The sequence below is a fragment of the Aeromonas sp. FDAARGOS 1409 genome (genome assembly GCF_019048705.1).
In the GTDB taxonomy this organism is placed as follows: domain Bacteria; phylum Pseudomonadota; class Gammaproteobacteria; order Enterobacterales; family Aeromonadaceae; genus Aeromonas; species Aeromonas sanarellii.
Genome location: NZ_CP077395.1, coordinates 3,875,205 through 3,894,987, shown reverse-complemented (window position 1 = coordinate 3,894,987; position 19,783 = coordinate 3,875,205). Strand labels below are relative to the sequence as shown.

Sequence of the window (19,783 nt, the reverse complement as noted above, 5' to 3'; positions counted from 1 at the left end):
GACACCGGTTTGAGGCCGGTGTCAGGTGATAACTAGATCTGTACAAAAGTTCACCAGACGGTACTGGATTGACACTTATACTAAGTCTCTGGGAATCAACTCTATCTTTTCTTTCAAAAGAGATACGCTTACCCGTTTACCATAGCGGCCAAAAGTGATCCCTGTTTTACTATGTCCCGCCAACTCAGCCACAATATGCTCAGCAACGTCCGCCTGCTGTAACTCATCGATGTAGCTATGCCGCAGCCCGTAAAGCGTGGGACGGCCCTGACCTACGATGCCAGCATCATTGAGGTGGCGTTGGAAGCGACAGGTGATGTTATGCGCCCAGTCGTCGTCTTTGCCTGATGGTTTGTCGTCGAACAAAAATACCTGCCCCTGACCGCGACGACTCTCCACATAGTCCAGGAATTGATGTCCGATCAACGCACTATGTAGCGGCACGGTACGGTACGCATTGGCACTCTTGAGCTGTTGATCCACCTCTCCCGCATCGACCATCAGACACCAAATCCCCTCAACCTGTTTGATGTTCTGAGTTTTGAGCTGGCAAGCCTCGGAGGGTCGCAGCCCGGCATACAGGCACAGCAGGGGCACCCACCAGTCTTGAACTCTCAATTTTTTGCCTTTCTGGGATTGTTTGCTGCGCAGGCTGGCAAACAGCTGAGCCAGTTGAGGGCGATGCCAGCGCACTCGCTCCTCATCCGCCCGTTTGTGCGGCTTCTTGCCTGCCGTCAACCCATCAAAAGGGTTACGGCTGCAATAGTCCAGCGCCACGCACCAACGGAAGAACTGTTTCAGGGCGGCGAGGTAATCTCCTTTGGTTTTGAAACTGAGGTTGGTCTTGCGCAGCAAGCTGTTGCGGTACTCCTGTGCCAGCGCGGGCGTCACCTCATCGACTTTAACCCCTTTGGCCCAGGTGACGAAGGCGTTGATCCGAAGTTGGAGCTGGCCCACCGACCTATGCTGGATCCCCTCACTGGTTTTAGTCTCGATGAATCTCGCCAATGCGTGGGTGAGCATGATCCCACTGCTGGGGCAAGCTGGGGCATCAACAGAAGGTTCACGAGGTGTGGAAGGTGTTTGAGGAGGGATGAACCCCGCTGCTTTGAACGCGTCTAGATCGGCGCGGATCCAGCGATAGAAACTGCGGGGGGCAGTATCGGCAGGAGTAGCCGCGATAAGTGCGCGAGTACGAGCTGCCACTGCCAGGTTGCGGTCTACGGCGAGCTGACGATCTTTGGTGCAAAGGGAAGTACGGATAGCGAAGGGCAAGCCACGGTCACGTAATGACTTAGGCAGCGGGAGACGAGTGTAGTAGGTGCCGGAGGCATTTTTACTCAGATACATGATTGTTCCACCCAGTTGATCCAGGAAAAAAATCACGTAAGTCTAGAAATGAAAAAACCCGTTGAAATTCAACGGGTTATATTTGGCGGTGAGGGAGGGATTCGAACCCTCGATACGTTGCCGTATACACACTTTCCAGGCGTGCTCCTTCAGCCACTCGGACACCTCACCAAATTTTCGCTCACAGCGCCGTTGCGCCGGAACGGGGCGTAATGTAGGGGAAAGCGGGATTGGGGTCAATCATTTTTCCCCTTATTTTTCATCATCTTTATCGAATGCCTATCCCTTGAGCAGAATGCCGGTTTTTTAAACCCGATCAGGGTTTGTCCAGGATGATCAGGCTGTCGGGCAGCTCGTTCTGATCCCGGGTGGCGGGGAAGGCATCGGTCAGGATGGCGCTGGTGCGCTCCACGCACTCGAGGAAACCCTGCTCGACCTCCTTGTTGCGCACCCGTACCACGAAGTCGTCGATGATCTGCTGCCACTGGGCGTTGTCGATGTGCTGGGCGATGCCGTCATCCACCAGGATCTCCACGTAGTGCTCCGCCACCGAGACGAAGATCAGCACCCCGAGCCGGTCGCGGGTGCGGTGCAGCCCCTGCTCGACGAATTGCAGGCGGGCCATCAGGGCGGCGCGGTGCTGACGCACCTTCTTGGGAATGAGCCGCATCTTGATGGGGGTCCAGTGGAACAGCAGGCTCAGCAGCAGCCAGACCGACCACTGCACCAGCAGGATCTCGTACCAGCCGAGCCAGAAGCCGAGCTGGAACACCAGCAGGGGGGTGAGCATGGCCAGCAGGGCGGCCCACAGGGTCGGAATGTAGCGATAGCCGTCGCTGGCGGGGGCCAGCACTGTGACCAGTTCGGCGTCCGTGGCGAGCTCTGCCTGTCGCACCCTGGCCTGCAAGGTGTGGAAAAACTGTTTCGAAATCATTGTGTTGTCTCTTGCTCCCTGATTACCAACCGCCGGAGGCACCGCCGCCGCCAAAACTGCCACCGCCGCCACTGAAACCGCCACCACCGCCAGAGCGGCCGCCAAAGGATCCGGCACCGAATCCACCGGCCAGGTAGGCGGCGCGGCGACGACCGCGGCCGCCACCTCCACCCCCCCCGCGCAGGTGGTGCAGCACTATCATCGCAATCACCACCAGGATGAAGAGCCAGGGGCCGCCCGGCTTATCCTCCTTGCTGGCGTTGTCCACGGGCTGATACTCCCCGGCCAGGGCCTGCATGATGCCCTGGCTGCCGGAAACGATGCCGGCCACCATGTCGCCGCGCTTGAAGGCGGGCAGGATCCGGGTCTGGATGATGTTGGCGGCGATGGCATCGGGCAGGGCCCCTTCCAGGCCATACCCCACCTCGATGCGCACCTTGCGCTCGTCCTGGGCGATGAGCAGCAGGACGCCGTTGTCCTTGCCCTTCTGGCCGATCCCCCAGTGACGGCCAAGCTGGTAGCCGTACTCCTCTATGGTCTCGCCATCCAGGCTGTCGATGGAGACCACCACCAGTTGGATGCCGCTGCGCTGCTCGAAGGCGGCCAGTTGCTGGGTCAGCTGGTGGGCCTGCTTGCGGGACATCAGGTTGGCCTCGTCCACCACTCGCCCGGTGAGGGGCGGGAAGTCGGGGGCGGCCTGCAGTGCCGAGGCAAAGAGCAGCAGGCAGAGCGCCAGCCAGCGTTTCATCTGGTTCATTGGAAGCTGACCTTGGGCGCCTCATCGGTGCCGGGTTTGGCGCTGAACGTGGGTTTGGCCTCCAGATCCGAGTAGAGCAGCTTGGACCAGATGACCCCGGGGAAGGTGCGGATCTCGGTATTGAACCGGCGCACCGCTTCTATGTAGTCCCGCCTGGCCACCGCGATGCGGTTCTCGGTGCCCTCCAGCTGGGCCTGCAGGGTGAGGAATTGCTGATCGGCCTTCAGATCCGGGTAGCGCTCGACCACCACCATCAGGCGGGAGAGGGCGCTGGAGAGCTGATCCTGGGCGGCCTCGAACGCCTTGAGCTGGGAAGGGTCGCTCACCTGCACGCTGCCGACCCGGGCACGGGCGTCGGTCACCGCCTTCAGGGTCTCCTGCTCGTGGCTGGCGTACCCCTTGACGGTGGCCACCAGGTTGGGAATGAGGTCGGCCCGGCGCTGGTACTGGTTCTCCACCTGGCCCCAGCTCGCCTTGACCTGCTCGTCCAGGGTGGGAATGGTGTTCACGCCGCAGCCGGTCAAGCCCAGCAGCAGGGTCAGGGTCAGCAGGACGCGGGTGCTCCGCTGCCAGAGTGAAGTGGCCATCTTGTTGTTCTCCATTGAGATTTTTAGCGGGTATCGGCTCACCATAACAGTTTGTGGTCAGCCCTCACAACGCTTGGGCAGCACGGGGGCGCGGTAGCTCATCAACACCTTGGGCAACTGGGGCTTGTCCTTGAGCCAGGAGGCCAGCTCCTCCCCGCAGCCGTTGCCGGGGGGGATGGGGGCCTGGGGCTGGCAGTCCGGGCTGTTTGCCGGGCAGCGCAGGCGCACGTGAAAGTGGCTGAAGTGGCCGACCCAGGGGCGCAGCTTGGCGACCCAGGGTTCACCGGGAGCCTGCTTGCACACCTCGGCCTTGATGACGGGGTTGACGAAGATGCGCGCCACCTCGGGACGATCGGCTGCGAGGCGCAGCAGGTTGAGCTGCCGCGGGCCGAATCGGCCGGGCAGCATCCGGTAGCTGGGTTCGTCGATCAGCGCCCACTCCCTGGGGGCATCCTGCTCCCATTTGCTGATGGGCCTGTCGGCCATCCGGAACCAGATGTCGGCGTCGAGGCCGGTCTGGTGGCTGCGATGGCCAGAGGTGAAGGGGCCCCCCTGCATCATGGCGAGATCGGCGATGTAGAGATCCGGCATGCCGGCCAGCCTGGTCCGGTTCGCCAGCCCCTGCAGGTAGTGAATGAGATCCGGGTGGCCGTAATAGCGCAGCCGCTTGCTGCGGATCACCTGATAGCCAGGGCCTTCGAGCGGCAGGGCCACGGCATTTCTCAGGCAGCCGGCCGAGTAGCCGCCGATGGCTTCGGCATAGAGTGCGCTGGTGGTGAACAGCAGGGCGGTGGCGAACATGGGACTCCCGGGGATGGCGCCCTGTGCGGGCTCAGACAGCCCCAAGCATACCAAGAGTGCCTGCCGGCCGTCATCCGCGCCGCGCATCGGTTGCAACGCGCGGGCCGGCTCGCGCACAATGCGCGGCAACGCGAAACGGCATGGCCGTTTGCATCACATGAGGAGAAGGACACATGAGAGTCAGCGAGCTGGCGACGCAGGAGAACGTGAACTGGCTGATGCCCCCGGCCCGGCGCTTCTACGGGGTCATGAGCGTCTTGTTGCTGGCGAGCCTGGGCACAGTAGTGGCCGCGCTCTGGCTGGGGTACCCCGAGATGGGGCTGCTGCCCTGGGTGGGGCTGGTGTTTGGCGGCATAGTGCTGGTGATGATGGCGTTGCCGCGCAACTGGCAGCGGTGGCGGCTGGCGGAGCTCGCCTGGGATGAGAGCCACCTCTATCTGCTCAACGGCGGCGAGGACAGGGCGCTGGCCCTGCCCAGAGCCGCGCTGGTGGCCATGGTGCGGGAGCGCAAGGTGGGTCACGACGGCCAGTGGCTCGATGTCAGCCTGGATCTGGGGCTGGATGACGAGGCCCTGGCCGAGGCCACCGCCTTGCTGGGGTTGACCCGGGAGGGCACCCACGAGGTGGCCCCCGGGGTCTATCGTTTCGGCTTCAAGCGGGCGTGGCACGGTCGCCGTGCGCTGGACAGGCTGCTGGCCACCCTGCACCCGACCTGACTATTTTCTCGACAATTCAACCCAAAGCTCAGATACTGCCTCTGATCCGATTTGATCTTTTCTGCTCCGATAGTCCAAGAGATCAACCACTTGGAATGCGAAGCGGGAAGTGCCACGGCATGATGCCATGGCGGGTCCGGCAGGGGGTTGTGCCCTTACTCCCTGATCGGTGGATGCATAGACAAGGCACCTTGAATCGAGAGTGGATGGCATGAAGATTTACGTAGGTAATCTGTCGTACCGGATGACGGCCGACGAACTGACAACCGTGTTCAGCCAATTTGGGCAGGTAGACAAGGTCGATATCATCATCGACCGGGATACCGGTCAGTCCAAGGGTTTTGGCTTCATTGAAATGCCTGTCAACGGGGATGCCGAGAAGGCCATCGCCGGGCTGCATGGCACCGAGGTCGGCGGCCGCACCATCACGGTCAATCAGGCCAAACCGAAGACAGATGCACCCCGTGGTCGCCCCCAGCGCCATCGTTGAATCGTCTCGATAACGGAAAACGGCATGGATTGCTCCATGCCGTTTTTGTTTTCACTGTCCTCTGGCGGGATCAGGGCACATCGTACCCCAGGGCCGCCTTGCGGATGCGGAACCACTGCTGACGGCTGAGCTGGATGGACTCGGCCGCCACGGCGGCGGCGATCCGCTCCCGCTTGCCCGAGCCGATGAGCGGCAGCGGCTGGCTCGGCAGCATCATCACCCAGGCGTAGACCACCTGCTCGATATGCTGGGCGCCCACTTCCTGTCTGATCTGCTCGAGCTCTGCGCGCAGGGCGCCACAGGCGGGATCGTTGAACAGTCGCCCGCCGCCGAGGCAGGACCAGGCCATGGGCTTGATGCGCAGCTGCTGGCACTGATCCAGGGCGCCATCCAGGGTGCCTTCCTGATGCAGCGGCGAGATCTCCAGCTGGTTGGTGACCAGGGGGAAGGGCAGGCGGGACTGCAGCAGCGCGAACTGATGGGGCGTGAAGTTGGAGACCCCGGCGTGCTTGATCTTGCCCGCCTGCTTGAGCGCGATGAAGGCCTCGGCCACCTCGTCGGCGTTCATCAGGGGGTCGGGGCGGTGGATCAGCAGCAGATCCAGGTGATCGGTGCCGAGCTTTTGCAGGGAGGCTTCGGCACTGGCGACGATGTGCGCCTTGCCGGTGTTGTAGTGGTTCAGGGCGTGGGCCGGGTTGGCGGTGAGGGCGATGCCGCACTTGCTGACGATTTCCATCTTGTGGCGCAGGGAGGGCTCCAGGCGCAAGGCATGGCCAAAGGCCTCCTCGCACTGGTAGCCGCCGTAGATGTCGGCGTGATCTATGGTGGTGACCCCGAGGTCCAGGTGGTATTTCATCAGATCCAGCAGGGCGGCCGGGGAGAGCTGCCACTCCATCAGGCGCCAGTAGCCCATGATGAGGCGGGAGAAGGTGGGGCCCTGATCGTGCAAGGCGAGGCGGGATACGGACATGGTGACTCCTCTACGGATAACGAGACGACAACGAAAGGGACAAAGAATATTGCCAGCATCTTGGTCTCTTCCGGCGGACAAGGCAATAATGCCCCCTGCGTGAATTCGAACTATGGTTCTGAGCTTCCCAGGGGGCCGGCATGACGGAGAGAGTGTGATGGAAGGATTTGCCGCCAGGCTGCAGAGCCTGATCGGGGAGGGCAGCGTGAGCGCCTTCGCCCGCAAGGTGGGGCTGAGCGAGGCCCTGATCCGCAAATATCTGAAGGGGGCCGAGCCCGGCCTTGGCAAGGCGAACCAGATCGCCATGGGGGCCAACTGCTCCCTGGAGTGGCTCGCCACCGGTTGCGGCTACCTCTATCGTCAGGCCGAGGTGGTGGACAGGGACGCGCTGGCGGCGGCGGGGACCCTGGTGCAGGAGAAACACCCCGGGCAGCCGATGCCGGACGAGGATCAGCTGGTGACCCTGCTCGCCTACTACCAGTTCCTGCGCAGCCACAAGCAGGCGGACGGTTTTCTGGATCTGGCGCGGGCGCGGGAATTCGGTCGCCATCTGGCGGAGGCCTGAGCCCGGGGCTGCATGCGGCAGCCCGCCATTCTTCTGATACCCTCTAAGCAGTGAACAAATCCAAGGACACGCAGATGAGCTATCTGATCCTGGGCAGTGGCGGGTTGGGGATCGCGCTGGCCCATGAGCTCGCCAGGCGGGGCGACGAGTGGCTGCTGGCGGGCAGGCAGTTGCCCAGGGGGCTGGATCCCGCCTGTTACTTCCCGCTGCAGGAGGTGGACCCGCTCTCCTTCGAGGCCCTGTTCACCCTCTATGACGGGGACTCCCTGCCCACAGTGGTGATCAACACCATAGGCCTGCTGCACGATCTCGCCCACATGCCGGAGCGACGGGTGGAGGAGGTGGAGCCGGGGTGGCTCTGCGAGAGCCTGCAGGCCAATGCCTGGCCCCACCTGGCCCTGGGGGCCAGCCTGAGCAGGCTGATGACGTCCGAGAGCCGGCTCTGGCTCTGCACCCTCTCCGATCTGGCGGGCAGCCTGGGGGCCGCCCATCAGGAGCCCATGCGCCGCTACAGCTACCGGATGAGCAAGGCCGCCCTCAACATGGGATCCCGGATCCTGGCGGGGGAGTGGGCCGAACGTTTTCCGGGTGCCGGCGTCATCACTGTGCACCCCGGGCTCATGGATACCCCCATGCAGCAGCCCTTCCGCCAGGAGACGGATCCGGCCCTGCTGCAGGATCCCGCCCTGGTGGCTCCTCGGTTGCTGGATCTCATCGGCACCCTCACCCCGTCCCAGTCCGGCAGCTTCTTGGATCTGCAGGGCCAACCGCTGCCCTGGTAGACCGCCGGGCTCACATTCCCGCCTCCCGTTTCTTGCCAGTCGGGTCCCGGCTGGTTAATGTCATCGTCCTGCATCAGGAGGATGACATGCGCTATATCGATTTACGAAGTGATACCGTGACCCAGCCCACGGAGGCCATGCGCCAGAGCATGCTGCATGCCGAGGTGGGTGATGATGTCTACGGGGAAGATCCCAGCATCAACGCGCTGGAGCGCCGGGGGGCCGAACTGCTCGGCAAGGAGGCGGCCCTGTTCGTGCCATCCGGCACCATGTCCAACCTGCTGGCCATGATGAGCCACTGCCAGCGCGGGGAAGGGGCCGTGCTGGGAGCGGCCTCCCACATCTATCGCTACGAGGCGCAGGGCTCCGCGGTGCTGGGCTCGGTGGCGCTGCAATCCGTCCCCATGCAGGCGGACGGGACCCTGGCACTCGAGGACGTGCGGGCCGCCATCGCACTCGACGACGCCCACTTCGTCCAGACGCGCCTGGTCTGTCTCGAGAATACCCATAACGGCAAGGTGCTGCCCCTGCACTACCTGCACGCCATGCGCGAGTTCGTCGACGAGCACGGCCTGGCGCTGCACCTGGACGGCGCCCGCCTGTTCAATGCGGTGGTGGCGAGCGGGGAGCCGGTGGCGGCCATCGCGGCCCCCTTCGACAGCATCTCCGTCTGCCTCTCCAAGGGGCTGGGGGCACCGGTCGGTTCCCTGCTGGTGGGCTCCCATGCCTTCATCGCGCGGGCCAGGCGGCTGCGCAAGATGCTGGGGGGCGGCATGCGCCAGGGGGGGATCCTGGCCCAGGCGGCCCTGTTCGCCCTGGATCAGCATGTGTCCCGGCTGGCGGACGATCACCGCCGCGCCAGGCGCCTGGCGCAGGGGCTGGCCGCCCTGCCGGGCATAGAGCTCAGTGGCGGTGAGGTGCAGACCAACATGGTGTTCCTGCGCCTGGCGAAGGGGGAGAGTGCAGAGCTGCTCGCCTTCATGAAGGAGCGCGGCATCCTCTTCTCCGGCTACGGGGAACTCAGGCTGGTCACCCACCTGCAGATCACTGACGACGACATCGACGAGGTGATCGACGCGTTCACCGAGTTTGTGAGCGACTGAGTGCGGTCACCACCATACAACAAGGGCGCCTGATGGCGCCCTTGTTGTGGTCGTTCCGCGGGATCAGCCCTGGCGTTGGCCTGTGATCAGCATGGCCTCGTCGGTGGCGTCGTAGATCATCACGGCAAGGTGGGTGACCTCGCCGGTGAAGTCGGCCAGGGGGACCAGGGTCAGGTTCTGGTACATGTAGGGGGCCGAGCCCGTGATGGGGCGGTAGTTGGAGAAGCGCAGCAGATAGGGGCGCTGCTCCCAGGTGCTGAAGGCCCGGTTGTTGAGCTTGAACACCATGTTGGCCTTGCGTTCGAACCAGGCCTTGTCCACGTCGGGGAAGAGCGCGAACAGTCCCTGATCGCGCACCTCGCCGGCCAGCCGTCCGCTGTGGCTCTCCATGAAGCCGTTCCACACCTGGATCCTGTACTCCCTGTCGAGCACGACCAGCCCCACGTCCAGGTTCTGGACTATGTTCATCAGCCAATGAAATTCCCGAATTTCCATGGTCACTCCTGGTGGTTGTGCCTGGGTTGATGGTTGCTGCCGCCGGGGAGCGGTCAGAGCATATGCATGATCTTGTGGTTCATGGTGGCGATGGAGTCTTCGGTAAACAGCAGCAGCAGGTCGCACTGCACCGCGTAGCCCTGCACCCGGTAGTTGATCTCGATGGCCAGAGTGCGGCGCCAGCGGCTCTGGTTGGTGCGAATGAGTTCCTGGATGGGCCTGTGCTGGCCCAGCACCACGGGGTGGCCTTGGCTGAAGGGGGTGTCGAGCTGGTTGGCATAGCCGCGCAGGAAGGCGCCGATCAGCACGTTGGCGGTATCCATCAAGAGCTCCAGCTCGGCGCCGTGATCCAGCGCCCCCTGATGGTTCATCAGCCGCGCCATATCCTGGAAGCTGGCGTCGTGGAACAGCAGGAGCGCCTCGCCGGCGATACCGGCACCGATGAAGCCCTGGCAGACCGCGGAGAGGGTGTCCGACTCGGCGGCCGCCGAGAGCGCCATGTGCAGCTCGGAGACCTCCAGCACGTTGACGTTCGGGATGGGGAGCTGGACGAAGGCACCGAGCAGACGGGCCAGCAGATCCGCCCCCTGGCCCATGGCGACGTTGGCGAGCTCCTGATAGACATCCCGCAGCTCGGGGGTGAGCAGGGCGGGGGCGTCGACGGGGACTTGTCCGGCAACGGGCTGGGTGAGGGAGAGGGGCGTCCGCACCGCCGGCTGCCACAGGCCGTGCCGCTGGAGCAGGGCAAGCAGGGTTTCCGGGGAGGCCGGCTTCTTGATGAAGTCGAGGGCCCCGAGCGCCATGACGCGCTCGTGGGCTTCCGGCTGGATGTCGCCGGAGACCACGATCACCTTGCTGCGCAGCCCCTCCTGCCGGAGGGTCTCCAGCACGCCGTAACCGTCCATTTCGGGCATGGTGAGATCCAGAAAGATGAGGTCCCCGTGGCCCATCAGGATCTGCTCGACGCCCTCCAGGCCGTCGGCGGCCTGGTGCAGGGTGACAGGCCAGTCGGCAGGCAGGGCGCGCACCAGCTGTTTGCGTGCGAACCCGGAGTCATCACATATCAATACATTCATAGTGTTAGCCGACCTGTGCAACGAAGATTGCGCTAAGTGTGGGTCATCAGCCGTCAGATGCAACGGGCAGCGGCAGCGCCGGTAAAAATTGATCGTCCCGCCGATGGGTGCGATAGCGTGCGGAATATTTCTCGACGAAATCGGCGAACATCTTAACACGCAACGGGGTGAACTGGGGCTGGCAATGGAGCATGTAGAAGGGACGCTTCCCCGATTGCCAGTCCGGCAGCACAGGGACCAGCTGCGCATCCTGCAGGAAGGGGTGCACGTAGTGCTGCGGGGCGTTGACGATGCCGAGGTGGCGCCGGGCCGCCCGCACCGCGGCCTGGGTCTGGTCGATGCAAAGGCGGGGAGGGCGCTTGATGCAGACCGTCTGCTCGTCCCGTCCGCTCAACTGCCAGTACTGATGGGGCCAGCAGTGAATGAGGTCGTGCTCTTCCAGCTGGGTCGGATGGGAGGGTACCCCCTTCTTCTCGAGATAGAGGGGGGAGGCGAAGAGGCCGTACTCGATGTGGCCCAGGCAGAGGGCATTGGGCAGGGTCTGGGAGAGCTCGCCGTTGAAGAAGACCAGGTCCCTGTCCTGATCGCAGTGGGGGGCATGGTCATTGGCCTGGCGGATGTCGAACTGCACCCCGGGATAGCGCAGGCCGAAGTCGGCCAGCATGTCGACCAGTATGGTGTTGGAGAGGGCGATGGGGGCGGCGAGACGGATTAGGCCGCTGATGTCCGTCTCCTCTCCCCGGATCTCGCCGGTGGCCTGCTCGATCTCGGCCAGCGGCGTGCACAGGCGTTCGTAGTAGCGCAGCCCCTCGTCGGTGAGGCGCAGCTTGCGGGTGGATCTGTGCAGCAGGCTGCATCCGAGCTGCTCTTCCAGTTGGGAGATCCGTCGACTGATGGTGCCGGTGGGCATGCCCAGCGCGGTGGCGGCGTGGGAGAAACCGCCCTCTTGCACCACCTTGACGAACAGATAGAACTCTTCGATGTACTTCATAAGCGGTTCAGGGGGTGTTCTGGCTGTGACAAACCAGTGACCTTATGAAGAGTCACCAGGCTTGGCAAGCGCAATCCGGCGTTTAATTGATCTGGATTAGATTCGACTCGCGCTGGTATTGATGGAGCAGATGGACGAAGTCGGCGGGGGGTCTGTCCAGGCTGTTGTCCGGCACCAGCAGGTCGTAGCCCAGCAGATCCCGCAATCGGGTCATGCGGTTGCCCAGCATGGCGATCACTCCCTCGTAATGCCGGCCCGAGGGGGAGCGAAAGCGGCTCTCTTCCAGCAGACCCTCTCCCAGCAGCCCGCTGCCGCAGCCCCCGAGGGGGCAATCTGGGCGCTCGCTCTGCATGGCCTGCAGCAGCACGGCGCGCTGCTCGGTCAGCAGGCGGACGGCGAGCCTGGGTGTGATCAGCGTCAAAAAAGCGTCGTAATCCTTGATCTTCAGGCCTATGTAGGGCAACGCCACCAGATCCCACCCCAAATGGATACGCGGTTGGTCAATTCGCTGAATATTTCTCCATTTCAGTATCCAGCCGCCGTACTTGTGGTGATATTGCAGGCAATCCTGACACAAAGAGAGACTAAAATGAGGCTCACCCAGTTTCAGCGCCCCGACAAGAACTGTCACCAGGCCCGCCAGGAGGAGGGAAATGGCGGGCATTAGTAGTTGTTCACGAAGGAAAAAAAGTATAAAAATCATAGCAATGGTTATAACCATGCCCAACAATACCAGTGTGAGTCCATTTCTTCTGACCATGGGGATCACATGTAGCGTTTTCATATGATTTCGGCCTTTTTTCACATGCTCGTTACCCGATTATGGGCCGGAACGGATTTTGTACCAGCGCGATCGCTCCTGCCAGAGGGGGATCCCGGCTGGTTCGGCCATGAGTTTTCAGCATGAATCATCACTCAACATGAATACGCTAGACGAACGCCTGCTCACCGTGATGGACGTGCTCCACACGCCAGTCTGGGTCTACGACATCCAGCGTCATCATATTTACTGGGCCAATGGTTCCGCGCTCGGGCTGTGGGAGGCGAGCTCCCTTGCCGAGCTGCAGTCCCGGGACTTCTCGGCCGACATGGCTGCCGCCATCGACCTGCTGCTGCAGCGTTATCTCGGGGATTTTCAGCAGGACCGCAGTTACAACGAGTGGTGGACCCTCTCTCCCAAGGGGGTCAAGAAGCAGGTCTACCTGCGCCTCTCCGGCATCCAGCTCGCCGGACGGCAGATGATGATGGCGGAGGCGGTCATCGATGCGGACACCCTCTATCAGGAGTCTTCCCTCGCCACCGGCGATACCCTGGCCTGCTTGTTTGACAACGAGGGGCGACTCGAGAGCGGCAACCATCACTTCGACATGTGCTTCGGTGGCGGTGTCCAGAGCCTGCCCCAGATCTTCACCGGTGCGGACGAGGCCTTCTATCGTCGCCTCTCCCGTCTGGACGAGGTGGTGGCCGAGGGGGAGTGCCGCACCCAGAAGGGGATGCGCTGGTTCCAGTACCAGTTCCGCCACATCCAGCAGGGGGCGCGGATCCTGCTCACCATGAGGGATATCACGGATCGCAAGCTCGAGGAGCTCGAGCACCGCCACCTGGCCTGGCACGACTCCCTCACCGGGTTGCTCAACCGCTATGGGCTGATGAAATCCCTCGAAGCCTACTGCGGCATGGGGGGGCGCTTCGCCCTGGTGTTCATGGACTTGGACAACTTCAAGCTGGTCAACGACAACTACGGCCACAAGGCGGGGGATCGCCTGCTGGAGCGGGTGGCCGGGCGGCTCAAGCAGATCTGCCCGCGGGACGTGGAGCTGGCGCGCCTGGGCGGGGACGAATTCACCGCCCTGGTACCCCTCAGCCAGGCCAGCGAGCGGGCCCAGGAGGTGGCGGATCTCATGCTCTCCCAGATGAGCAAGCCGCTGCAGCTGAGCGGCGTGCCCGAGGTCACCATAGGCGGCAGCATCGGCATCGCCATCTACCCGGACGATGCCGATGACGGCGACAACCTCATCACCCGCGCTGACATGGCCATGTACCAGGCCAAGCAGATGGGGCGCCTGCGCTGGCAGCGCTTCACTCCCAGCATGCAGCAGAGCCTGCACCGCAAGCTGACCCTGAAGCAGTTTCTGGCCAAGGCCGTCGGCCGGGGGGAGCTCAGCCTGCGCTATCAACCCCAGGTGGATGTGGCCCAGCAGCGGCTCATCGGGCTGGAGGCGCTGGTGCGCTGGTACAACCCCGTGCTTGGCCACGTCTCGCCGGCGGAGTTCATCCCGCTGGCCGAGGAGATGGGCCTCATCCGCGAGATAGGGAGCTGGGTGCTCTCCACCGCGCTGGCCCAGATGGGGGAGTGGCAGCGCCAGTGGCAGCGGCGGGTGCCTGTCTCGGTCAACCTCTCGGGCTTCCAGCTCTCCGCGGCCCTGCCCGAGCTGGTGGCCCAGCAGCTCGAGGAGTTCGGGGTCGATGCCGGCCTGCTGACCCTGGAGCTGACCGAGACGGTGCTGATGCTGGACATGAAGGGCTGCATCGAGATCCTCGACGCCCTGAGCGAGCAGGGGATCAAGATCGCCATCGACGATTTCGGCACCGGCTACTCGTCGCTCGCCTACCTCAACCGCCTGCCCATCGACACCATCAAGCTGGACCGCTCCTTCGTGGTCGGCCTCAACCTGCCGGTGATCCGGGCCACGGTGGCCATGGCCACCAGCCTGGGGCTCGGGATCCTGGCGGAAGGGGTGGAGGACGAGCACGAGCTGGCGGCCCTGCAGGCCCAGGGTTGCCACGTCTTCCAGGGATTCCTGTTCAGCCCGCCCATGACCCCGGAAGAGGTGGTGGCATCTGGGTTCGGCGTCCGGTGCCGGATCGGTCACTATCCGCTGGCAAGTCGTTGAGATCCTTGCCGATAAGTGTGCGGCATGTCCCATTTATGAAGTGTGACATGCCAAATTAAACATAATTAATCGAATATTTGTCTCATATCATGGGATTCATTAGACGTTATCGCTAGCCTGCGCGCTCATTTCCTGGTCATGGAGTATCACCACAATGAGTCAAGCCGCAGTGAACGAGCGTCCCGCCAGCCCGGGTGGCTGGTTGAACCGCTTCCTGAACGGGGTCGAGAAGGCGGGCAACAAGCTGCCGGATCCCGCCATGCTGTTCCTCTACGCCCTGCTGATCGTCTGGGTCGGCTCCTGGGTGCTCTCCCAGTTCACCTTCGATCTGGTCAACCCCCGCACCGGGGAGGCGGTGGTGGTCAACAACCTGCTGACCGGGGCGGGCCTGGCCGAGTTTCTCGCCAGCATGGTCACCACCTTCACCGGCTTTGCGCCGCTTGGCATCGTCCTGGTGGCCATGCTGGGGGTCGGGGTGGCCGAGCAGTCCGGCTTCATCAACACCGGCCTCAAGAAACTCCTGAAGGTCACCCCGGCGCGCTTCCTGACCCCCATGCTGATCCTGGTGGCCATCGTCAGCCACACGGCGGCGGATGCGGGCTATGTGCTGGTGATCCCCATCGGCGGCATCATCTTCCACGCGGCGGGTCGCCACCCGCTGGCGGGGATCGCCGCGGCCTTTGCCGGGGTTTCCGGCGGCTTCGCCGCGAACTTCCTCCCCTCCGGCGGGGACGCCTTGCTGCAGGGGTTCACCCAGTCGGCCGCCCAGCTGCTCGACCCCGGCTACATGGTCAACACCCTGTGCAACATCATCTTCACCGGTGCCTCCTCCCTGCTGATCATCTGCGTGGGCTGGTTTGTCACCGAGCAGGTGGTGGAGCCGCGTCTCAGGCACGTCGCGCTCAACGAGGATCTGGCGAGCGCCGACGAGATGGGGCGTTACAGCGCACGGGAGAGCCGAGCCTTCAACTGGGCCGGCTTCGCCATGCTGGCGGCCGTGGTGCTGCTGGGGCTGGCTCTGTCGCCGGGCGACTCGCCGCTGCGGGCGCCGGACGGTTCTCTCACCACCTTCGCCGCCCCTGTGATGAAGTCCATCGTGCCCCTCATCTTCCTGCTCTTCATCCTGCCTGGCATCGTCTACGGCTTCGTGGCGGGGAGCTTCGGGAGCGGCAAGGACGTGATCGATGCCATGTCCGCCACCATGAACAAGATGGGCTCCTACATGGTGATGGCTTTCTTCTGCGCCCTCTTCATCAAGGCGTTCGGTGACTCCAACCTGGGAACCCTGCTGGCCCTCTCCGGCGCCGAGGTGCTGCACGCCCTGGCACTGCCCGGCGAGGTGACCATAGTCGGCATGATACTGCTCACCGCCACCGTCAATCTGGTGGTGGGCTCGGCCTCCGCCAAGTGGGCCCTCATCAGCCCCATTCTGGTGCCCATGCTGATGGCGGTGGGGATCTCGCCGGAGCTGACCCAGGCCGCGTATCGGGTGGGGGATTCCGCCTCCAACATCATCACCCCGCTGATGGTCTTCTTCCCCCTGGTGGTGGTCTATTGCCAGCAGTACGTGAAGAGCACGGGCATCGGTACCCTGGTTTCCATGATGCTGCCCTATTCCCTGGCCTTCCTGGTGAGCTGGACGTGCTTCCTGCTGCTCTACTGGGCGCTGGGGTTCCCGCTCGGGTTGCAGGCTCCCTATGTCTATCCTGCCCCCTGAGGGCGGCGAGGGGCCTTGGGCCCCTCGCTTTTTTTGGGTACAGTGTGGCCTCCACTGCGGAGGTACCATGAACCCGACCATCGATCTCATCCTTTCCCATCGCTCCATTCGCCAGTTCACGCCGGAGCCCGTCAGTGCCGAGCAACTCGATCAGATCCTGAGCGCCGCCCAGAGCGCCGCCAGCTCCAGCTTCCTGCAGGCCAACAGCATCATCCGGGTGACGGACAAGGGGTTGCGCGCCAGTCTGGCCGAGCTGGCCGGCCACCAGGCCTACGTGGCCGAGGCGGCGGAGTTCCTGGTGTTTTGCGCCGACTACCAGCGCCACAGCCAGATAGTACCGGAGGCCCGGACCGGCTTCGTGGAGCAGCTCATGATCGGGGCCATCGACGGCGCCCTGATGGCGCAAAATGCCTTGCTGGCGGCCCAGTCACTTGGGCTGGGCGGGGTCTATATCGGCGGCATTCGCAACAATCCGGCCGAGGTGAGCGAGGTGCTGGGTCTGCCCCATCAGGTGATCCCCCTGTTTGGCCTCTGCCTGGGTCATCCCGCCCAGCGGCCGGAGCAAAAACCGCGGCTGCCCCGGGCGCTGGTGGTGCACGAGAACCGCTATCCTGCCACCCTGGACCGCGCCCTGCTGGCCAGGTACGACGGGCAGATCCACGACTACTACCAGGCCCGCAGCAGCAACAACAAGGATCAGACCTGGAGCGGGCAGATCAGGGGGATCCTGGGCAAGGAGGCGAGGCCCTTCATGCTGGGATTCCTGCAGTCGAAGGGTTTTTGCCTCAAGTAATGGGGGCGGCGGGCGATATGGAGCATGACGCCATGGAGATGGCTGTCACTTGGTTGCGTTGTTGTGAGACAAGCTGGGATCTGGGCGCTACCCTACGGGGCTAAGCTGTTGTAGGATCTCGCAATTGGATTGGGACTGGAGTGTGAACACCCTATGATTTTAACCTTGATATTGCTGTCAATCGGCGCACTCCTGTTTCTGGTCATCGCCTACAACGTGGTGCAGCAATACAAACAGAAGGCCGAGGCCGACAAGCGCCAGGCCATCGCCCGTCACAAGGCCGTGGCGGACGAGACCGAAGAGCTGTTGCTGAACGTCAACCTGGTGCCCTTCTCCAAGAACATGGTACTGCTGATGCAGCACCGCATCCTGGATGCCTATCGCGCCATCGCCCTGGTGATGCCCAACGTGCAGATCAAGCAGCGCATCGCCGACGTCCAGACCCAGATCAAGAATGTGCAGGAGAATTACAGCAGCCAGGACGAGGGGCACTTCAAGACGCCGGAGTCCGACCGCCAGGCCATCCAGATGCTGCAACTGGCCAAGAAGATGCGAGCCGTGCTGCGGGTGGAGCACAACAAGGGCAAGATAGATCCCCAGGGGTTCGCCCAGGAGGATCGCCGCCTCGAGTTGATGCAGCTCAAGATCAACATCGCCAACCTGCTCAAGCGGGCCATGGATGCCCAGATCCAGGGGCAGTACGGCACCTGCCGTCAGCTCTACACCAAGGGGCTCGGCGCCCTGGCCAATGTCTCCGACAAGGATCCCTACCTGCTGGCGCGGGAAGAGGACATGCGCCAGGGGATGCGGCAGCTGGAAGAACACCTGCAGCAGCACAGCGAGAAGGAGCTGCAGAACATCAAGGACAAAGAGGCGGACGAACTGGACGTCCTGTTCCAACCGAAGAAGAAATGGTGATCATGTCTCATCCACTGGATTCCACGCTGGGGCCCATGGCCCCATTCGTTTGCCAACTGCTCACGGAAATGCAGGCCGTCATGGGGGGCTCCGCGTTCCCCGTGGTGGATCACCTCTGCTACCGGGCTGCCACCCTGCCGGAATACCTGGACTTGAAAGAGGCACTGGCTGCCCACGGGGTCTTGCTGGTGGAGGGGATGATAGGAGGCCGCCCCATCGCCACCTATCGCCTGCACCAGCCCGTCTGCTGGCAGCGGGTCACCGTGCCCTGCATCGAGCTGGCCGCCCCCAAGGCGGGTCGCAGCCATCAGGCCGGTCTCGAGCATATCGAGCTGGTGGTGCCGTCACTGCACGCCCTGGTGGCGGCCCATCCCGGCGTGGCCTTCAAGACGGCCAACATCGACGACAGGCGCAACCCGGACGTGGGCCTGATGTTGCCCTCGGGGCAGATCAAGTTTCATCTGCGCCCTCTGAGCGAGGTGATCGACGAAGAGCTGTGTACCGGCGCCGTGGTGCCGGTCCCGCTGGACTATTACGACGGCCTGTGAACTGACGGCCGAACGCCGTGCCGGGTGACGGGAGGGGGCGGCGCCATGCGCCCCTTCAACCGGCCGAGCCAGAGGCTCAAGCCTGCGGTCACCCCCAGCACCAGCTCGATGCCGAGCACCAATCCCCCTAGTCCCCCCCGCTCCCAGAAGGGATGCAGATAAAGCCCACCCAGACTGGCCCCCAGGTAGTACCCCACCAGATAGAGCGACGAGGCGAGCGCCCGGTCGTGCTCCACGTGCTGGCCGACCCAGGCGCTGGCGCAGGCGTGGGCGAGGAAGAAACCGAAACTCGAGACCAGCAGTCCCCCTATGATGGCGACCAGGGTTCCCTGCAACAGGGCGAGGCTGCCGAGCGCCATCAGGGCTATTCCCGCCAGCAGCATGCGCTGTGCCCCAAAGCGATGGGCGCCGCGGCCGCTCAGGGAGGAGGCTAGGGTGCCGGTGAGGTAGGTCAGGAACAGCATGCCGAGCCACTGGGTCGGCAGGGAGAAGGGGGCCTTGGCCAGCAGGAAGGTGAGGTAGCTGTACTGGTTCAAGAAGACCATGAAGTTGAGGCCGCCGATGAGGTAGGCTCCAACCAGGAGTGGATTGCCTAGGTGACTCTGGATGGCGCGGCGCAACTGGCCGGGGGCGGGCTCCACGGCCACGAAGCGGGTCTGGGCCGGCAGCAGCCAGATGACCAGGGGCAACAGGGTCAGGCTGATGGCCCCGATGCCGAGGAAGGTGTGCTGCCAGTCGCCGAACCAGCCGGCCAGCAGGCCGCCGACCACCCGGCCCGCGATGCCGCCGAGGGAGTTCGCGGCGATGTAGACTCCGACGGCGACGATCAGGGCACGCTTGCTGAACTCTTCCCCCATGTAGGCGATGGCGGTGGCCGGCAGCCCCGCCAGCAGTGCCCCCTGCAGGATGCGCAGGCTCACCAGCAGATCGAAGCGGGTCACCCAGGGGATGCACAGGGAGAGCAGGATGGCGCCGATCAGGCTACACAACATGATCCGCCGCCGTCCGAATCGGTCCGCCAGACGGGCACAGATCAGCAGGGAGCCCGCGAGCCCGGCGGTGCAGCCGGCGAGGGTCCAGCTGGCGGACAGGGAGCTGACCGAGAAGACCTCGGCCAGGAGGGGGAGCAGGGGGTGAGTCTGGTAGAGATTGAGAAATACCAGGAAGGAGCCCAGGCTGAGGGCCAGGGTGGCGCGTATCCATTCGCGACTTCCGACTTCGATCATATGGAGGTGTCCCGACGACTTTTATGCAGAGTAGTGGGTCGCTTTATATAAATATAATATATTTAAGTTA

21 protein-coding genes and 1 tRNA gene are annotated in these 19,783 nt (G+C 63.5%); 10 read left to right on the top strand and 12 right to left on the bottom strand.

The features are described 5' to 3' along the window. Nucleotides 1-75 precede the first annotated feature (75 nt). From I6L39_RS18185 to mepA, 6 genes are all read right to left on the bottom strand, one after another. On the bottom strand, nucleotides 76-1,350 hold the full coding sequence (locus I6L39_RS18185) for a site-specific integrase (protein ID WP_234925030.1): 1,275 nt from the start codon (nucleotides 1,348-1,350) through the stop codon (nucleotides 76-78). A gap of 83 nt (nucleotides 1,351-1,433) precedes the next feature. Next, nucleotides 1,434-1,521, bottom strand: a tRNA-Ser gene (locus tag I6L39_RS18180). Between the two features lie 145 nt (nucleotides 1,522-1,666). After that, complete coding sequence (locus tag I6L39_RS18175; protein WP_042076556.1) at nucleotides 1,667-2,284, bottom strand: TPM domain-containing protein; 618 nt, start codon at nucleotides 2,282-2,284, stop codon at nucleotides 1,667-1,669. A 22-nt stretch (nucleotides 2,285-2,306) separates the two neighbouring features. After that, nucleotides 2,307-3,041: a YgcG family protein gene (locus I6L39_RS18170; protein ID WP_216990437.1), complete on the bottom strand. Its 735-nt coding sequence runs from the start codon at nucleotides 3,039-3,041 to the stop codon at nucleotides 2,307-2,309. Beyond that, nucleotides 3,038-3,643 (bottom strand): LemA family protein, encoded by a 606-nt coding sequence (locus tag I6L39_RS18165; RefSeq protein ID WP_216990436.1) that lies wholly within the window; start codon nucleotides 3,641-3,643, stop codon nucleotides 3,038-3,040. The genes I6L39_RS18170 and I6L39_RS18165 overlap by 4 nt, the downstream gene beginning before the upstream one ends. A gap of 42 nt (nucleotides 3,644-3,685) precedes the next feature. Further along, on the bottom strand, nucleotides 3,686-4,429 hold the full coding sequence (gene mepA, locus I6L39_RS18160; RefSeq protein WP_216990435.1) for a penicillin-insensitive murein endopeptidase: 744 nt from the start codon (nucleotides 4,427-4,429) through the stop codon (nucleotides 3,686-3,688). 173 nt (nucleotides 4,430-4,602) lie between these two features. On the opposite strand from mepA, the gene I6L39_RS18155 reads away from it, so the two are divergent. Next, a complete protein-coding gene (locus I6L39_RS18155; RefSeq protein WP_216990434.1) occupies nucleotides 4,603-5,145 on the top strand; it encodes a hypothetical protein in 543 nt (180 codons plus the stop codon). Between the two features lie 244 nt (nucleotides 5,146-5,389). Then, nucleotides 5,390-5,635: an RNA-binding protein gene (locus I6L39_RS18150; protein WP_042076544.1), complete on the top strand. Its 246-nt coding sequence runs from the start codon at nucleotides 5,390-5,392 to the stop codon at nucleotides 5,633-5,635. Nucleotides 5,636-5,705: 70 nt separating this feature from the next. Here I6L39_RS18150 and I6L39_RS18145 read toward each other — a convergent pair whose 3' ends face one another. Then, nucleotides 5,706-6,605 carry an aldo/keto reductase family oxidoreductase gene (locus tag I6L39_RS18145; protein ID WP_216990433.1) on the bottom strand — a complete coding sequence of 300 codons (900 nt, stop codon included), beginning with the start codon at nucleotides 6,603-6,605 and terminating at the stop codon, nucleotides 5,706-5,708. Nucleotides 6,606-6,762: 157 nt separating this feature from the next. Here I6L39_RS18145 and I6L39_RS18140 point away from each other — a divergent pair, with 157 nt between their 5' ends. The 3 genes from I6L39_RS18140 (at nucleotide 6,763) to ltaE (ending at nucleotide 9,055) form a co-directional block, all read left to right on the top strand. Then, nucleotides 6,763-7,170 (top strand): transcriptional regulator, encoded by a 408-nt coding sequence (locus I6L39_RS18140; protein WP_042076539.1) that lies wholly within the window; start codon nucleotides 6,763-6,765, stop codon nucleotides 7,168-7,170. A gap of 74 nt (nucleotides 7,171-7,244) precedes the next feature. Continuing rightward, nucleotides 7,245-7,952 (top strand): short-chain dehydrogenase, encoded by a 708-nt coding sequence (locus tag I6L39_RS18135; RefSeq protein ID WP_216990432.1) that lies wholly within the window; start codon nucleotides 7,245-7,247, stop codon nucleotides 7,950-7,952. An 86-nt stretch (nucleotides 7,953-8,038) separates the two neighbouring features. Next, a complete protein-coding gene (gene ltaE, locus I6L39_RS18130) occupies nucleotides 8,039-9,055 on the top strand; it encodes a low-specificity L-threonine aldolase (protein ID WP_216990431.1) in 1,017 nt (338 codons plus the stop codon). A gap of 63 nt (nucleotides 9,056-9,118) precedes the next feature. On the opposite strand, the gene I6L39_RS18125 is transcribed toward ltaE, so the two are convergent. The 4 genes from I6L39_RS18125 to I6L39_RS18110 all read right to left on the bottom strand — a co-directional run bounded on the left by I6L39_RS18125 (nucleotide 9,119) and on the right by I6L39_RS18110 (nucleotide 12,281). Beyond that, nucleotides 9,119-9,550, bottom strand: a complete 432-nt coding sequence (locus I6L39_RS18125) for a PAS domain-containing protein (RefSeq protein WP_042076534.1) — start codon at nucleotides 9,548-9,550, stop codon at nucleotides 9,119-9,121. Nucleotides 9,551-9,603: 53 nt separating this feature from the next. After that, nucleotides 9,604-10,626: a response regulator gene (locus tag I6L39_RS18120; RefSeq protein WP_042076531.1), complete on the bottom strand. Its 1,023-nt coding sequence runs from the start codon at nucleotides 10,624-10,626 to the stop codon at nucleotides 9,604-9,606. A gap of 46 nt (nucleotides 10,627-10,672) precedes the next feature. Beyond that, nucleotides 10,673-11,617: a LysR family transcriptional regulator gene (locus tag I6L39_RS18115; RefSeq protein ID WP_042076529.1), complete on the bottom strand. Its 945-nt coding sequence runs from the start codon at nucleotides 11,615-11,617 to the stop codon at nucleotides 10,673-10,675. A gap of 82 nt (nucleotides 11,618-11,699) precedes the next feature. Further along, nucleotides 11,700-12,281, bottom strand: a complete 582-nt coding sequence (locus I6L39_RS18110; RefSeq protein ID WP_245195876.1) for a DUF2982 domain-containing protein — start codon at nucleotides 12,279-12,281, stop codon at nucleotides 11,700-11,702. 289 nt (nucleotides 12,282-12,570) lie between these two features. On the opposite strand from I6L39_RS18110, the gene I6L39_RS18105 reads away from it, so the two are divergent. The 5 genes from I6L39_RS18105 to I6L39_RS18085 all read left to right on the top strand — a co-directional run bounded on the left by I6L39_RS18105 (nucleotide 12,571) and on the right by I6L39_RS18085 (nucleotide 18,487). Beyond that, nucleotides 12,571-14,511, top strand: coding sequence for a bifunctional diguanylate cyclase/phosphodiesterase (locus tag I6L39_RS18105; RefSeq protein WP_216991839.1), 1,941 nt, complete (start codon nucleotides 12,571-12,573; stop codon nucleotides 14,509-14,511). 154 nt (nucleotides 14,512-14,665) lie between these two features. Then, a complete protein-coding gene (locus tag I6L39_RS18100; RefSeq protein ID WP_209792638.1) occupies nucleotides 14,666-16,228 on the top strand; it encodes an AbgT family transporter in 1,563 nt (520 codons plus the stop codon). 67 nt (nucleotides 16,229-16,295) lie between these two features. Then, nucleotides 16,296-17,021, top strand: coding sequence for an oxygen-insensitive NADPH nitroreductase (nfsA, locus tag I6L39_RS18095; protein WP_216990430.1), 726 nt, complete (start codon nucleotides 16,296-16,298; stop codon nucleotides 17,019-17,021). 153 nt (nucleotides 17,022-17,174) lie between these two features. Then, nucleotides 17,175-17,939: a hypothetical protein gene (locus I6L39_RS18090; protein ID WP_042076523.1), complete on the top strand. Its 765-nt coding sequence runs from the start codon at nucleotides 17,175-17,177 to the stop codon at nucleotides 17,937-17,939. Further along, nucleotides 17,933-18,487, top strand: coding sequence for a VOC family protein (locus I6L39_RS18085; RefSeq protein ID WP_216990429.1), 555 nt, complete (start codon nucleotides 17,933-17,935; stop codon nucleotides 18,485-18,487). Before I6L39_RS18090 ends, I6L39_RS18085 begins: the two co-directional genes overlap by 7 nt. Here the strand turns inward: I6L39_RS18085 and I6L39_RS18080 are convergent. Continuing rightward, a complete protein-coding gene (locus I6L39_RS18080; RefSeq protein ID WP_216990428.1) occupies nucleotides 18,472-19,713 on the bottom strand; it encodes an MFS transporter in 1,242 nt (413 codons plus the stop codon). The two genes, I6L39_RS18085 and I6L39_RS18080, sit on opposite strands and share 16 nt — an antisense overlap. Nucleotides 19,714-19,783 lie beyond the last annotated feature (70 nt).